Source organism: Enterobacter sp. Ap-867 (assembly GCF_011752855.1).
In the GTDB taxonomy this organism is placed as follows: Bacteria; Pseudomonadota; Gammaproteobacteria; order Enterobacterales; family Enterobacteriaceae; genus Cedecea.
Window position 1 is genome coordinate 146533 of the sequence record NZ_VWWS01000007.1, and the last position, 15123, is coordinate 161655.

Consider the following 15123-nt stretch of genomic DNA (forward strand, 5'->3'; position numbering starts at 1 on the left):
AAAGACAACGGCGGGGGCTACAGGCTAGAATTGCAAGCTTTCGTAACTCATCTCCGCTGTTGCGATGACTTCGTGTTAATCTTAACGAATGGATTTACGTTTTCTATTGTGTCTGAACATCGTCCCGTAATGCGAGTTCGCCGGGCTATCTAATCTTAGCGATGTTTTCGACGATTAAAGAGAATAAATGACGTATAAGCGATGAAACAAGCGATTTTCCTGCAAAAAGACTCGTTTCTACAGGCGTATTTAATGTGATTATCATAAAGTATCTGGTTCGGGAGACGCTTAAGAGCCAACTGGCGATCCTTTTCATCCTGCTGCTGATTTTCTTTGCTCAGAAGCTGGTTAGGATCCTCGGTGCTGCGGCCGACGGCGAAATCCCGACAAATCTGGTTTTATCTTTGCTGGGTTTAGGTGTGCCTGAAATGGCGCAGCTAATCCTTCCCCTGAGCCTTTTCCTCGGCTTACTGATGACGCTCGGCCGCTTGTACACCGAGAGTGAAATCACGGTAATGCATGCCTGCGGTCTGAGTAAAGCAGTACTGGTCAAAGCCGCGATGGTTCTCGCACTCTTCACCGGAATTGTGGCCACCGTAAACGTGATGTGGCTGAACCCGTGGTCCGCTCGTCACCAGGACGAAGTGCTGGCTGAAGCCAGAGCGAACCCTGGTATGGCTGCCCTGGCGCAAGGGCAGTTCCAGGTGGCGACCAACGGCAGCGCGGTGCTGTTTATCGAAAGCGTGCGGGGCAAAACATTCAACGATGTTTTCCTTGTTCAGGTGCGTCCGAAGGGCAATACACGTCCTTCCGTGGTGGTCGCGGACTCTGGCCAAATCTTCCAGCGCCCGGACGGCACGCAGATTGTTAAGCTGAATACCGGCACGCGCTTTGAAGGAACCTCAACGCTGCGCGATTTCCGTATTACAGATTTTAAAGACTACCAGGCCGTGGTGGGCCATCAGGCGGTGATGCTTGATCCCTCCGATATCAGCCAAATGAGCATGACCGAATTGTGGAAGAATCCGGAGCCTTCTGCGCGAGCCGAGCTGCACTGGCGCCTGACGCTCATCATGTCGGTGGTCATTATGGCCCTGATGGTAGTCCCGCTGAGCGTGGTGAACCCGCGTCAGGGGCGCGTGCTGTCGATGCTTCCAGCCATGCTGCTCTATCTGGTCTTCTTCCTGCTGCAAAGCTCTTTGCGTTCCAGCGGGTCAAAGGAAAAGTTGGATCCGATGATTTGGATGTGGGCGGTCAACCTGGCGTACCTGGCGCTGGCCGTTGCCCTGAACCTGTGGGATACGGTACCGATGCGCAAAGTGCGTGCCCGCTTTAGCTATAAAGGAGCGGCTTAAATGTTTGGTGTACTTGACCGTTACATCGGTAAAACCATCTTAAACACCATCATGATGACGCTGTTTATGCTGGTGTCGCTGTCGGGAATTATTAAGTTCGTTGACCAGTTGAAAAAAACGGGCCAGGGTTCTTATTCCGCAGCGGGTGCGGGGATGTACACCCTGCTCAGCGTGCCAAAAGATGTTCAGATCTTCTTCCCGATGGCCGCGTTATTAGGCGCGCTGCTGGGGCTGGGGATGCTGGCTCAGCGCAGTGAGCTGGTGGTGATGCAGGCGTCCGGCTTTACGCGTATGCAAATCGCTTCCTCGGTAATGAAAACCGCGATTCCGCTGGTTCTGCTGACAATGGCAATCGGCGAGTGGGTTGCCCCGCAGGGCGATCAAATGGCGCGTAATTACCGTGCGCAAATGCTGCTTGGCGGCTCATTGCTGTCCACAACCAACTCCATTTGGGCGAAAGACGGCCATGACTTCGTATATATCGATCACGTCAACAGCGAGACAGAAATTGCCGGCATCATGATTTATCACTTCAACGGTGAGCGCCGCCTGCTTTCGGTTCGCAATGCCGCGGCGGCGAAGTATGACGCTCAGCATAAAGTCTGGCGCCTGTCGCAGGTTGACGAGTCAAATCTTTCCGATCCAAAGCAGATTACCGGGTCGCAAACCGTGAGCGGGGAATGGAAAACCAACCTGACGCCCGACAAGCTTGGCGTGGTTGCGCTTGATCCTGACTCGCTGTCGATCAGTGGACTTTATGATTACATCAAGTACCTGAAAACCAGCGGCCAGGACTCCCGACGCTACCAGTTGAATATGTGGAGCAAGATTTTCGCCCCGGTCTCGGTGGCGGTAATGATGCTAATGGCGCTGTCGTTCATCTTTGGCCCGCTGCGTAGCGTGCCGATGGGCGTACGAGTGGTGACGGGGATAAGCTTCGGTTTTATTTTCTACGTGTTGGATCAGGTGTTTGGCCCGCTAACGCTGGTATACAACATTCCGCCGATTCTGGGAGCGCTGCTGCCTAGCGTGACCTTCCTGCTGATCAGCCTCTGGATGCTGACGAAAAGAGCGGGATAAGTTTACCCTCACCCTAACCCTCTCCCTAAAAGGGAGAGGGAATCTCACTGATACTCTTCTGTGTTTCTTGCCTTTTAGTGTTTCTTTCCCACTCTCCCTTTGGGAGAGGGCCGGGGTGAGTGAAATCAGTGAATAAACATCACCGACACACACAAGATCCCGATAATCAGCGTCAACAGATTCGCCAGCGAACGCCAAGGCTTAAGTGCGGGCACGAGATATGTCGACAGCGTTGGCATAATGAATAAAATCAGTGCGATAAGCGGCCCGCTGATGGCGTAAATCATCGCCAGCGCATTCGGGTTGATATAGCACACCACGAAGGTCAGCAGCGAAATCAGGGTAATAGACAGCGCCCGGCAGAAGGCCCGGCTTCGGTTCATACCTGCCGCGCCCAGCGTGGACTTAACAATCGCCGTCGCCCCTTCAATCACCCCGAAATAGGTGCCCAGAAACGACTTGGACATCGCCACTATCGCAACGATAAAGCCTGAAATACCCAGCCAGGCCGGCGTGCCCGGCACCATCGACAGCGCCGACAGGATGGTCAGGCCTTGCGCCTTCGCCGCTGTAATATCCTGAGCCGGAATAGACAGGAAGCAGCTAAACACGAAGAACAGCACGCTGCAGCAAATCACAAAATAGGCGACGCGCATGATTTTCTTACTGTTATTCATCGCGCCTTCGCCGTGGCTTTCGCGCTGCGCTACGGCAAAAGTAGAAATAATGGGCGTGTGGCTGAAGGCGAATACCATCACCGGAATCGACATCCAGATCTCACCCAATGCGTGGCGGTCGAGGACTAAGCCCTCGGTCAGCAAAGACGTCTGCCAGCTGCTGGTCAAATAGAGGGATAAAAACAGGAAGTAGGCAATCAGCGGGAAAACCAGGAATCCCATCACTTTGATGGTGACTTGCCGCCCCATCAGGAAGATCAGGTTCAGCGCCGCAACGACGCCAAGGCTAACCAGCACTCTGATTGTGGTCGTAATCGGCCCGTGTTTGGCCAGTTGCTCGATCAAAGAATTGGTAATCGCGACGGCATAAATCAGAATCACCACAAAGAACGCGACGAAGTAGAGCCCGGTGATCAGGTTGCCGATTGTTTTGCCGTAGTAGTGGGTCACGGCGCTGGTGATGCCGCCGCTGCCTGGGGTTTTTGCCGACAGGATAAACTGGCAGAGCGCCCGGTGCGGCCAGTAGGTCAGCGGGTAGGCGATCAATGCCGTAAGAAGCAGAACGATGGCGCCGGCTGAGCCGAGCTGAATAGGGAGAAAAAGGGTTCCTGCGCCAACGGCAGTACCATATAAGGCGAAACTCCACAAAGTTTCTTCTTTTGTCCAGAATTTGCGCATTATTTAATCTTTTCTTCTGACTGATTTCCAAAAACCGGCGTAATCTAGCACAAAACTGACCTGGTGAGTCATGTGGCTGTTATTGCAGAGGTTATTACCCTCACCCCGGCCCTCTCCCTGGAAGGGAGAGGGGGAAGAAAGAAGCACTGGCTCAATTGAACGGGCAGAAAGAGAAAAATCCCCTCTCCCTTGAGGGAGAGGGGCAGGGTGAGGGGGAAATCGCAGAACCTACCGCTTACGCCCCCCCATAATGCTGCCCAGTACGCCGCGAATAATCTGGTTCGTTACCTGCCTGGCCGCACTCTTTGCCATCGTCTGCACCACGCCATCGCGCTTGCCGCCTCGTGGCCCGGTGCTGCCGAACAGAATATCCTTCAACCCGCCGAGAATTCCGTCGTCCACCGCCACGCCCTGACCTTTGGCGGGCGGCGCGTCCTGCTGCTCTCCCGCAGCCTGCACGCCTTTTTGAAGGATCTCGTAGGCCGACTCCCGGTCAATCACTTCGTCATATTTGCCGTACAGCGGGGAGTGATTCAGCAGGCCGTTACGCTCGTCGTCCGTCACCGGACCCATGCGCGAACAAGGGGCGATCACCATCGCGCGCTCGACCACAGTCGGGCTGCCTTTGGCGTCGAGGAAGGAGATTAGCGCCTCGCCGGTGCCCAGTTCCTGAATAGCCTTTTCGGTATCGAAAGCCGGATTCGCTCGCATGGTTTGCGCCGCTGCCTTCACCGCCTTTTGGTCTTTGGGCGTAAAGGCACGCAGGGCGTGCTGGACGCGGTTACCCAACTGGCCAAGCACAATGTCGGGCACATCGGCAGGGTTTTGCGTCACGAAGTACACACCAACGCCTTTGGAGCGGATCAGGCGGATCACCTGCTCGATTTTATCCAGCAGAACCTGCGGGGCGTCGTTAAACAGCAAGTGCGCCTCATCGAAGAAGAACACCAGTTTCGGTTTATCGAGATCGCCCGCTTCCGGCAACTGCTCATAAAGCTCGGACAGCATCCACAGCAGGCTGGCGGCGTACAGCTTCGGCATCTGGTAGAGCTTTTCCGCCGACAGAATATTGATGATCCCTTTACCGTTTGAATCGGTGCGCATCCAGTCTTTGATATCCAGCATCGGCTCGCCGAAGAAATACTCCGCGCCCTGCTGCTCAAGAGATAGCAGCCCGCGCTGAATGGCCCCGACGGAAGCGCTGCTGATATTGCCGTACTGCGTCTGGAAGGCTTTGGCGTTATCACCGATGTACTGAGTCAGGGCGCGCAGGTCTTTAAAGTCCAGCAGCGGCAGGCCCTGGTCGTCCGAAATGCGGAAAATGATCTGCAGCACGCCGCTTTGCACATCATTCAGGTTCAGCAGCCGTGCCAGCAGCAAAGGCCCGAGATCGCAGACGGTGGCGCGAACAGGATGCCCTTTCTCGCCGAAGATATCCCACAGCACCACCGGATTGCCGTGTGGCGACCAGTCCACCACGCCGATATTGGCAAGCCTGGCGAGGAGTTTCTCAGACTCGGCACCTTCTTCGGCCACGCCGGTTAAATCTCCCTTCACGTCTGCCATAAACACCGGCACGCCAATCTCTGAGAAGGACTCAGCCAGTTTCTGCAGCGTCACGGTTTTGCCCGTCCCGGTTGCGCCGGTGATCAACCCGTGGCGGTTCGCCATGTTGGGCAGAATATGCAGTTCAGTCTCTTTGGTTCTGGCAATCAGCAGTGGTTCAGTCATGAGCGTTTCCCTGTGGCAACATTTGTCTAAAGCATAGCCTTCCGCACGAATTGAGCATCAGGATCTTCCCATGTTTACCCCCTCGGCCCGGCAAAGGTCTATGCTTGGCAGATCTCTTACACAACCAGGGAAAGCTATGTCCAGATTCTTTTATAACGATCGCAAGCAGTTGGTTAACGATGCCATCGAAGGCGTCATTGTCAGTTCCCGCTACCGCAACCTTGTGCGGCTGGATATCGACCCGGCCATCCGCGTGGTGGCCCGCAGCGACTGGGACAAAAGCAAAGTGGCGATCATTTCCGGCGGCGGCTCCGGCCACGAACCGGCGCACGTCGGCTTCATCGGCAAAGGGATGCTGACTGCGGCGGTGTGCGGCGACCTGTTTGCCTCCCCGAGCGTGGATGCGGTGCTGAACGCCATTGTCGGCGTCACCGGGGATCGCGGCTGCCTGCTGATCGTCAAAAACTACACCGGGGATAGGCTTAACTTCGGCCTGGCCGCCGAGAAAGCCAAAAAGCACGGGCTGAAGGTCGAGATGGTGATCGTCGGCGACGATATTTCGCTGCCGGATAACAAACAGCCGCGCGGCATCGCTGGTACAGCGCTGGTGCACAAAATTGCGGGCTATGCCGCAGAGCAGGGCAAATCTCTCGGCGACGTGCGGGACATCGCGCAAAAGGCCTGCGACAGCATTGCCAGCATGGGCGTGGCGATGCAAACCTGTAACCTGCCGGGCAGCGAGGAAGAAGAAGGGCGCATTAAAGGCGGCCACGTCGAGCTTGGGTTGGGCATTCACGGAGAGCCGGGTGCCAGCACCGTGGATACCCAAAACAGCAAAGAAGTGATTGCCACGCTGGTGAAGCACCTGCGCAAAGCGACGGGCAAAGAGAGCGACCTGGCGGTGCTGATCAACAACCTCGGCGGCGTTTCCTCGCTAGAAATGGCGCTCCTGACCAAAGAGCTGATGCATTCGGATCTCGGTTCGCAGATCAAATATCTGATCGGCCCCGCGCCGCTGGTCAGCGCCCTGGACATGAAAGGCTTCTCGCTCTCCGCCATCAAGCTTAGCCCGGACTTTATTCAGGCGCTTGAATCTGACGTGGAAACCGCAGGCTGGCAGCCGATGGTGAAATATCACCCGATGCCGGAGCAGAAGCAGGCGGTTATCCGCGAAGACCACGCGGTAAAACCTTCCGCTAACGACGAGGTGAAAGCCCTGGTAGTAAGCGTGACCCAAACGCTGATCGCCCAGGAAAACCACCTCAACGCGCTGGACGCCAAAGTGGGCGACGGTGACACCGGCTCAACCTTTGCCGAAGGTGCGCGCGACATCGCCAACCTGAACGACAAAGGCAAGCTGCCGCTAAACGATACCGCCGCGCTGCTGGGGCTGGTAGGCGAGCGACTGGCAACGGTGATGGGCGGCTCCAGCGGCGTGCTGATGTCGATCTTCTTCACCGCCGCCGGGCAAAAAGTCAGTGAGAAGCAGCCGCTGGCGGAGTCCCTGCTGTTTGGCCTGGCGCAGATGAAGCGCTACGGCGGGGCGGATCTGGGCGACAGAACGTTAATCGACGCCCTGCAGCCGGCGCTGGAAGCTCTGAGCGATAAAGACCTGAAAGCCGCCGCGAAGGCAGCAGAGAAGGGCGCGGCCGACACGGCGAAGATGCAAAAAGCCAACGCCGGGCGCTCGTCCTATGTGAACAGCGACAACCTCGATGGGGTGAAAGATCCGGGGGCGGTCGCCGTGGCTGAGGTATTTGCCGGGCTGGTTAAGTGACTAAAAAGGCTCCCGAGGGAGCCTTTTTTACATCAGAAATCCGCTTTCAACACCACGCGGTAGCGGGCTTTGCCGTCGCGTACGTGCTGGATGGCTTCGTTGATTTTCGACATCGGGTACAGCTCGATCTGCGGCTGCACCTTCGCCCGGCCCGCCAGCTTCATCAGCGAACGTAGCTCGTGCGGGGAGCCGGTTGCTGACCCGGAGATGCTGCGGTCCCCGGCAATCAGGGTGAAGGCCGGCACCTCGAACGGCTTCATGACTGCGCCAACCGTGTGGAAGTTGCCACCGTACGCCAGCGCCTTGAAGTACGGCATCCAGTCCAGGTCGACGTTGACGGTATTGATGATCAGATCAAACTGGCCTGCCAGCGCGGTTAACTCGGCCGGATCGCGGCTGTTCACCACTTTATCCGCGCCCATCGCCAGCACTTCTTCTTTTTTGGACGGGTTAGAGCTGAACGCCGTCACCTCGCAACCCATGGCGTGCAGCAGCTTGATAGCGATGTGCCCGAGGCCGCCGATACCGATCACGCCCACGCGGCTGGTGGCGGTGATGTGGTGCATCAGCAGCGGTTTAAACACCGTGATGCCGCCGCACAGCAGCGGCCCTGCGGATTCGATATCAATAGAATCCGGCAGCGGGATTACCCATTGCCAGTCTGCTCGAATTTTGTCGGCGAAGCCGCCGCGATTCATAATGGTTGCGGTGCTGCCCTGCTGGCAGTTGATCTGGCTGCCACTGATACACGCATCGCAGTGGCCACAACTTCTTGCCGTCCAGCCGATGCCGACGCGTTGGCCGACTTTGAGTCCTTTGTTCTGTGCCGCTGACCCCAGTGCGTGCACGCGGCCAATCACCTCATGCCCGGCAACCAGCGGATACTGCGAGAACCCCCATTCGTTGTCGATCATCGACAGATCCGAATGGCAGATGCCGCAGTACTCGACTTTCACCTCGACATCCTCCGGCAGCAGATCGCCCGCGTCGAAATCCTGAAGCGCCAGCTCCGCACCGGCCTTTGGCGCGGCATAACTTTTGATAACAGACATCGCTCTTCCTCCATATTGGCTCTGCAACCAGTGTAGAACATTGGGCGGAGGAGCGACCTGGTGGAATGTGCCCAGGAGGGTTAAAGCTTTACCCAGCCGCCGCCCTGTTCCGCCGAAGCGTAGAGCGCGGCGACGATCTGCTGCACGACATAACCCTGTTCGGCATTGGCCACCATAATCGGTTCGCCCTGAATGTGGCGGACAAAGCTCTCCATGGCGCGGAAATGACGGCGATCGTCGGCGGCCTCCCGACGCTGGAGCGTTTCCAGCTTGCCGTCGCGGTCGTGATAAATATGCGCCGGGAACAGCGTGGCACCGGCGCGTTCGCCGCAGAACTCGACGTTCATTTGCGAGGTTTCTTCCATGTTGAGAATAAAAGAGGTGTCCAGCCGCAGAATGCCGCCGCCCTCGAACTCGATCACGCCGAACAGCGCGTTTTCCACCGTATAAAGCGCCGGATCCCACTCGCCAAATTGCCCGCTGTTTTTCGTGTTGCCCAGCCTACGGAAGCTGTGGGCCATCACCCGCGTTACTTTGGGGAAGCCGAGCACATAAAGCGCGGCGTCCAGCATGTGAATGCCGAGATCGATCAGCGGGCCACCGCCCTGCGAATCCTTGCTGATAAAATTCCCCCACGACGGCACGCCGCTGCGGCGCAGCGCTTTGGCCGTGGTGACATAGACATCCCTCAGCGCCCCGGCCTGAACTTGCTCGCGCAGCAGGGCGCTGTCCAGCGCAAATCGATGATGGAAATTGTAGGCCAGCACCCGGTTCGCCTTTTTCGCCGCTTGCCGCATCTCATCTGCCTGCGCCACCGTCATCGCCGGGGGCTTCTCGCACAACACATGGCAACCCGCCTCCAGAGCCTGCATCACGTGCTCATAGTGCAGAATATTGGGCGAGCAAACGCTGACGATCTCCGGCTTCGCCTCACGCAGCATCTGCCCGACATCGTCATACGCCGCGGGGATATTTAATTTATCCGCAAACGCCCGAGTACGAGCCAGATCGCGCCCGCAGGCCGCCACCAAAGCCAGAGAGGAATTAGTGGCATAGTAAGCCGCGTGCACGTTCCCGGCGATCTGCCCTGGCCCGATGATGGCGACTCGCATGGGGGGAGTGGGATTGGACATGGGGGCTCCGTTGTGTGGCCTGGCTGAGAGCAAATCACATCGCAAACGAGCGGGAATGTAAACCGCAGAGTTGTTTATAGAGGGGGCAATGAGGAAAGCTGCAGGTCGCTGAAAAATTCAGCACTTAACGCCACTTACGCACAGCGCCGCTTGCAAGGCCGCCAGCGACAGGTATAATCCACAACGTTTCCGCATACCCCTTCAGTGCCGAAGTGGCGAAATCGGTAGACGCAGTTGATTCAAAATCAACCGTAGAAATACGTGCCGGTTCGAGTCCGGCCTTCGGCACCATCGGAACATCAATAGACGTCAACGGACGTCTTTTTTTGTGCCTGAAATCCAGTATCCGCAAGGCTTTCCGCGATTTTCCTTTCAACAGAAGTCAATCTGAGTCAACCCACATCAAGTCGCTTGTGAGTATAGAACCGAGTATATATGCTGGTTCGATAATGGTTGTATACTCACAGTGGCACATGGAAGGAGAACTTTTATGCCTCTGACAGATATTAAAGTGCGTTCCGTAAAACCACAGGAAAAGGAGTACACCCTTGTCGATGGGGATGGCATGTTTTTGCTTATTCACCCTAACGGCTCAAAATACTGGCGGTTCCGCTTTCGTTTTGGTGGTAAGCAGCACCTGATGGCTTTTGGGGTTTACCCTGAAACTTCATTGGCTGGTGCTCGTCAAAAGAGAGAAGAGGCTAGAAGGCTTGTTGCTGCAGGTATCGATCCTCGCGATCACAAGCGGGCTGTAAAAGAAGAGCAGACGAAAGAGGTTATTACCTTTGAGTCAGTTGCCAGAGAGTGGCACGCAACTAACAAGAAATGGTCAGAGGATCACAGTCGACGGGTACTGAAGAGCCTGGAAGATAATCTGTTTCACGCTATTGGCAAGCGGAGCATTGAAGAGCTGAAGACTCGAGACCTGCTTGCACCCATTAAAATCGTAGAGGCTACAGGCCGCTTTGAAGTCGCTTCTCGTCTTCAGCAACGAACCACAGCAATCATGCGCTATGCAGTGCAAAGTGGCTTGATTGATTACAACCCGGCCCAAGAGATGTCTGGAGCAGTTGCTTCCAGTAACCGTGTCCATCGCCCTGCACTTGAGCTGAAACGTCTACCTGAACTACTCCGCCGAATTGACGGTTACACTGGACGCCCTTTGACCCGCTTGGCCGTTGAGCTCACCTTATTGATCTTCATTCGTTCCAGTGAATTGCGCTTTGCGCGTTGGTCTGAAATCGATTTTGAAACGGCAATGTGGACAATACCGGCTGAACGAGAAGCTATTGAAGGAGTGAAACATTCACAGCGTGGCTCGAAAATGCGTACACCTCATTTAGTACCGCTGTCTCGCCAGGCATTAGAAATCCTTAAACAGGTTCACAAGCTTAGTGGCGAGCGTGATTTTGTTTTCGTTGGAGATCACAACCCTCGTAAACCTATGAGTGAAAATACAGTGAACAAGGCGCTGCGCGTGATGGGTTATGACACGAAGGTTGAGGTCTGCGGGCATGGTTTCAGGACTATGGCATGTAGTTCATTGATTGAGTCAGGGTTGTGGTCCAGGGATGCAGTTGAACGGCAGATGAGCCATATGGAGCGCAACTCTGTGCGGGCTGCATACATTCATAAAGCCGAGCACCTAGATGAACGTCGATTGATGCTGCAGTGGTGGGCGGATTTCCTCGAGATTAATCGAATAAAAGAAACTAATCCATTTACTTTTAAACCGAAGCAGTAATCATATCATCAACTAAAAAGCATGAAAAAAAATGAGAGAGCGTGATGAAAAAGTTTAAGAATATAGAAAGCATCCTAAAAAAAATCATCGTTAATTATGACCATATTGATAGGCAAATCATTAAATCCTTTGATTTTGAAAATGAAAAACCTGCTCAAGTGATTAGTAAAGAGTATTTTTACAATCATGGGACTATTGAAGAAAGACTAAATTTAGGTGTAATTGAGACGCCCGAGCCTATAAGTTCATATATGGTGGATTTAGTTTTCAAACAATGGATAAGTAATAACAAAGATACCGATCCATCTAAAATACATTGGTTTGATCCATGCGGTGGAGCCGGTGTATTTCCGTTGAAAATTTATGAATATTATATCCAGAGGTTACATATTAAGAATGAAGATGGACTTCCTAGTATAACTATTTCAGAGATATCTGGAATTGGTGCGTTGTCAATTGCGAAAAGCATATACTTATATCTCGAAACGAATGGTTTTGATGTGTCTCGTCTAATCAGTATGAATAAATTAAAAGTGCTAAACGTAGATACCTTAATGCATTTTTCCTATTTTGATGATTTGATAAACAATCATAAATTTGATATCGTTATAGGTAACCCACCTTATATCAGATCTTCTAGATTAGCACTTGAATATAAGGATAAATTAAAGAGGATATATAAAAATAATTATTCCAGTGGATTTGATTTATATTATTGCTTTATTTTAATGGGAGTTATCTCGTTAAATGAAAATGGTTGTCTCGCATATATATCACCAACCTCCTTTACTAGAGCAAAAAATGCAGAAAGGCTTAGGGGGTGGTTATATAAAAATGCCCAAGTAAGTAGTTATATAGATCTTGATGAATCCAAGGTTTTTTGTAATGCTGATGTTCATGCTGCTATATATGTTTTAAGTAAAAGCAACAAGGTAAATAATACATGTGATTTCCTACACGTCAAAAATAACGATGAGTTAGCAGGCATGCTTAATAAATCATTGAATTTAAATAATGCATTCATTAATCGAAGTGGAACAGATGGGTGGTCTTTTCATGAATCCATGAGCTCATTAAAAAATACATTTGCAATTTATAAAAATACAATCCCAATGAGCGAGTTAAATGTTCATGTCTATTCTGGTATTCGCACTGGTTTCTCAAGCGCATACATTTTTCCAGATAACGGGGAATTTATTTTTTCCCAAGAGGTTGATGAAAAACTACTTAGGCCAATAATTTTGCCAGCTAATATAAAAAAATGGGCCGGAAACAAAAGAATGCATAAGATACTTTTCATTCCTCATAAGGCACAAATAAATGATGAGGCGGTTCTGGAGTATTTGGAAAAATATAAGGACCGCTTATCCTCACGTACTGAAGCAAAAAATAATTATTGGTATGCATTGAGGGCGTGTAATTATTATGATGAAATGCTTAAAAGAAAAATAGCATTCCCTGATTTGTCATCAACGCAACGTTTTTCCATTGTTGAAAAAGGCACTCTAATACCTGATGGCGCATATTTTTTGAATACTGATAATCTGGTTATCCTTGGAATACTAAATAGTTCTTTAGCAAGGGAATATTTTGTTAACAACTGCTCAAGTGTAGGTAATTTAAACACAAAAGGTAGATTTAGATTTAAAAAAGAATTTGTAAAAAAATTCCCACTTCCTAAAAATGTATTTGAGAATGGCCCCATTCAGAATGAAATTAAAATTTTAGTTGAAAAATTGATTAGCATTGGGGATAATGAAGAGTTATCCTGTGAAATTGATAGGCTGATCGCCAAGCTGTATCGGGAAGAAGATGATTGATAAAATTTTAGGTAAAGAAGTGTATTCTTCAACGGGATTGAAACCAACTTGTTTTGATTTGTTTTCCGGGGCCGGTGGGCTTAGTGTTGGTTTTGCAATGGCTGGCGGCACTCCTCTAGGGGCAGTAGATATTGATAATGATTCTATAACTACATATAAAAAGAATTTCCCTATGGCTCAAGATGTTGCATGCTGTCCAATTGAAGAGTGGAAGCCGCGAACTGTACCCGGAAAGGTTGATATCATTATTGGAGGTCCTCCCTGCCAAGGTTTTTCTTTGGCTAGAGGACAACGTTTTTTAGATGATCCTAGAAACCACTTGTACAAATACTTCGTTGATTTAGTTGGTTTATACAGACCAAAATGGCTAGTGATGGAAAATGTTGAGGGCATCACTAATATTGGTGGAGGAGTTATTTTACAACAGATAATCGAAGATTTTGCAAATATCGGTTATGAATTAGATTATAAAGTAATCAACATGGCATTATACGGCGTCCCGCAATTACGCAAGCGAGCTATTTTCGTTGGAAATAATCAAGGGGTAAAGTTTAATTGGCCTGAGGTGACGCATTATGATAATAGAAAAAACAAACAGCATCCTAATGTAGATGCACAACTAGAGCCATTTAATTCTGTTAACTATGCATTAAGTGATTTATTTTTACCCCAGGGTAACTATTTTTCACACCGAGCTAATGCACAAATGAGGGGACCTCGAAATCGTAACGCTCATTCAGAGCCTGCATTTACTCTAAGAGTTAGAGGGGATGAATTTGCATTATGTGAAAATCCGGCTACATCAGCTTTTATTCCGGGCCCCGCACCAGATGAAGAGGTAATTTTACTCGAACCACAAAACGAGTTTCATGAATTGATGAGGAATAGATACCCTTCATGGATTAAATGTGAGAAGTTAAAAAGTATCAAATATAAAAAACTACCAGAGCTAATAGGTACAAGGCGATTGACTATTCGAGAACAAGCACGTCTTCAAACATTTCCCGACTGGGTTCAGTTTGAAGGGAAGATTACATCAAAAGCTCGACAAATTGGAAATGCAGTACCTCCACTCTTTTCTGCACAATTATTTGCAAAAGTTTTTGAATTGCTATAATTACAATGTGAAGGTGTTAGCTTTTCTTAATCATCTGATAAATAATAGCTTATTTCTTGGAGCCTTTGGTATTTTACGTCAAGGCTCCTCTAAAATATTAAATAAAATTTTTCAAAAAGGTTAATACTCCAGAGTTTAGAATTGAGGTAAATGACTCAGGTCTAAAATTATTTAGGTCAAGAGTTACCTGTATATCATAATGATTCGTAATGTCTTTTTTTCCATTAACTAAAATAGAAGTAGCGTTGGAGTTGAAGATTTTTTTATATGAAAGCAATTGCGTATCTGCATTGCTCGAATTTTTACCCACACTACATTCTACGATTCCCGCAGTAAATTCTGTTGTAACACCAGTGTTATTGTATGTAATTAATGGTATCGTTGGTTGATTAATTGTCTTCAGAGAGCCAGAGATTTCTTTTCCACATGAGATATAATGGAAATTAATAACTCCTTGAGCCAGCGTGTTTATTATTTGAGCCTCACATAAGACAATATCCGGTCTTTCAAAATAAAATTGCCCCCTGTTTTTTGTAGCATAATCAATAAGATGTATTGGATGCCCCTCTCTGAATAATAAAAATGTTCTATTATCTGGGGATTTTAAAATAGCTTTTGGTGTTAGCGATGCCAGAAATTTTAAGTTTAATGGTATATTGTCTCTAATTGAATTAGAATGGCCAGCCTGTGCTCCATGATGATAAGGAATGACATTTCTTTGATAAAACAAAGCTGGCTCTTCAAAAAAAATTTGCGGGATTTCTATACTGAACCCCAATCTCTTAGCATTATGCAATATACTTAATAATGTTATAAATTCTATAGACTTTCCTGTTTGTAGTCCTTTCCCCCAAGTGGATATTGACTCTAGTGAGTTATTATAAATAATATATTCCAATTCTGGACAGAAAGTGATTGAAAGCTCTCTTAAATCTTCTGTGGTAATCATCTTGCTCATT

General features: G+C 50.2%; 11 protein-coding genes and 1 tRNA gene. 7 read left to right on the forward strand and 5 right to left on the reverse strand.

The genetic code is table 11. The annotated features are described in order from the left end of the window. The first annotated feature begins 254 nt into the window (after nucleotides 1-254). Together lptF and lptG are read left to right on the forward strand one after the other, a co-directional pair. Nucleotides 255-1355, forward strand: a complete 1101-nt coding sequence (lptF, locus tag F3J26_RS17450; RefSeq protein WP_166995086.1) for an LPS export ABC transporter permease LptF — start codon at nucleotides 255-257, stop codon at nucleotides 1353-1355. Next, nucleotides 1356-2435 carry an LPS export ABC transporter permease LptG gene (lptG, locus tag F3J26_RS17455; protein WP_166995088.1) on the forward strand — a complete coding sequence of 360 codons (1080 nt, stop codon included), beginning with the start codon at nucleotides 1356-1358 and terminating at the stop codon, nucleotides 2433-2435. Between the two features lie 125 nt (nucleotides 2436-2560). Here lptG and F3J26_RS17460 read toward each other — a convergent pair whose 3' ends face one another. Then, a complete protein-coding gene (locus tag F3J26_RS17460) occupies nucleotides 2561-3790 on the reverse strand; it encodes an amino acid permease (protein ID WP_008460798.1) in 1230 nt (409 codons plus the stop codon). A 228-nt stretch (nucleotides 3791-4018) separates the two neighbouring features. Continuing rightward, complete coding sequence (locus F3J26_RS17465; protein ID WP_166995090.1) at nucleotides 4019-5521, reverse strand: helicase HerA-like C-terminal domain-containing protein; 1503 nt, start codon at nucleotides 5519-5521, stop codon at nucleotides 4019-4021. Between the two features lie 136 nt (nucleotides 5522-5657). Between F3J26_RS17465 and F3J26_RS17470 the strand changes: the two genes are divergently transcribed. Further along, complete coding sequence (locus tag F3J26_RS17470) at nucleotides 5658-7298, forward strand: dihydroxyacetone kinase subunit DhaK (protein WP_166995092.1); 1641 nt, start codon at nucleotides 5658-5660, stop codon at nucleotides 7296-7298. A 32-nt stretch (nucleotides 7299-7330) separates the two neighbouring features. Here F3J26_RS17470 and ahr read toward each other — a convergent pair whose 3' ends face one another. Both ahr and F3J26_RS17480 read right to left on the reverse strand, forming a co-directional pair. Then, the gene (gene ahr / locus F3J26_RS17475) at nucleotides 7331-8350 is read right to left on the reverse strand and encodes an NADPH-dependent aldehyde reductase Ahr (protein WP_166995094.1); all 1020 of its coding nucleotides are present in this window, start codon (nucleotides 8348-8350) and stop codon (nucleotides 7331-7333) included. A gap of 80 nt (nucleotides 8351-8430) precedes the next feature. Further along, entirely contained in the window at nucleotides 8431-9483 is a 1053-nt protein-coding gene (locus tag F3J26_RS17480; protein ID WP_166995096.1) for a Gfo/Idh/MocA family protein, read from the reverse strand. A 206-nt stretch (nucleotides 9484-9689) separates the two neighbouring features. Between F3J26_RS17480 and F3J26_RS17485 the strand changes: the two genes are divergently transcribed. From F3J26_RS17485 to F3J26_RS17500, 4 genes are all read left to right on the forward strand, one after another. Continuing rightward, nucleotides 9690-9774: transfer RNA gene (locus F3J26_RS17485), tRNA-Leu, on the forward strand. A 199-nt stretch (nucleotides 9775-9973) separates the two neighbouring features. Continuing rightward, complete coding sequence (locus F3J26_RS17490; RefSeq protein ID WP_166995098.1) at nucleotides 9974-11227, forward strand: tyrosine-type recombinase/integrase; 1254 nt, start codon at nucleotides 9974-9976, stop codon at nucleotides 11225-11227. Nucleotides 11228-11271: 44 nt separating this feature from the next. After that, nucleotides 11272-13047 (forward strand): Eco57I restriction-modification methylase domain-containing protein, encoded by a 1776-nt coding sequence (locus F3J26_RS17495; protein ID WP_166995101.1) that lies wholly within the window; start codon nucleotides 11272-11274, stop codon nucleotides 13045-13047. Further along, nucleotides 13040-14164: a DNA cytosine methyltransferase gene (locus tag F3J26_RS17500; RefSeq protein WP_166995103.1), complete on the forward strand. Its 1125-nt coding sequence runs from the start codon at nucleotides 13040-13042 to the stop codon at nucleotides 14162-14164. Before F3J26_RS17495 ends, F3J26_RS17500 begins: the two co-directional genes overlap by 8 nt. 97 nt (nucleotides 14165-14261) lie before the next feature. Here F3J26_RS17500 and F3J26_RS17505 read toward each other — a convergent pair whose 3' ends face one another. Next, nucleotides 14262-15122, reverse strand: coding sequence for a hypothetical protein (locus tag F3J26_RS17505; protein ID WP_166995105.1), 861 nt, complete (start codon nucleotides 15120-15122; stop codon nucleotides 14262-14264). Nucleotide 15123 lies beyond the last annotated feature (1 nt).

Coding starts and splice junctions, on each gene's coding strand:
- F3J26_RS17490 (WP_166995098.1), top strand. CDS start 9,974: ATGCCTCTGACAGATATTAAAGTGCGTTCCGTAAAACCACAGGAAAAG.
- F3J26_RS17460 (WP_008460798.1), bottom strand. CDS start 3,790: ATGCGCAAATTCTGGACAAAAGAAGAAACTTTGTGGAGTTTCGCCTTA.
- F3J26_RS17495 (WP_166995101.1), top strand. CDS start 11,272: ATGAAAAAGTTTAAGAATATAGAAAGCATCCTAAAAAAAATCATCGTT.
- F3J26_RS17505 (WP_166995105.1), bottom strand. CDS start 15,122: ATGAGCAAGATGATTACCACAGAAGATTTAAGAGAGCTTTCAATCACT.
- F3J26_RS17465 (WP_166995090.1), bottom strand. CDS start 5,521: ATGACTGAACCACTGCTGATTGCCAGAACCAAAGAGACTGAACTGCAT.
- F3J26_RS17480 (WP_166995096.1), bottom strand. CDS start 9,483: ATGTCCAATCCCACTCCCCCCATGCGAGTCGCCATCATCGGGCCAGGG.
- F3J26_RS17470 (WP_166995092.1), top strand. CDS start 5,658: ATGTCCAGATTCTTTTATAACGATCGCAAGCAGTTGGTTAACGATGCC.
- lptG (WP_166995088.1), top strand. CDS start 1,356: ATGTTTGGTGTACTTGACCGTTACATCGGTAAAACCATCTTAAACACC.
- ahr (WP_166995094.1), bottom strand. CDS start 8,350: ATGTCTGTTATCAAAAGTTATGCCGCGCCAAAGGCCGGTGCGGAGCTG.
- F3J26_RS17500 (WP_166995103.1), top strand. CDS start 13,040: ATGATTGATAAAATTTTAGGTAAAGAAGTGTATTCTTCAACGGGATTG.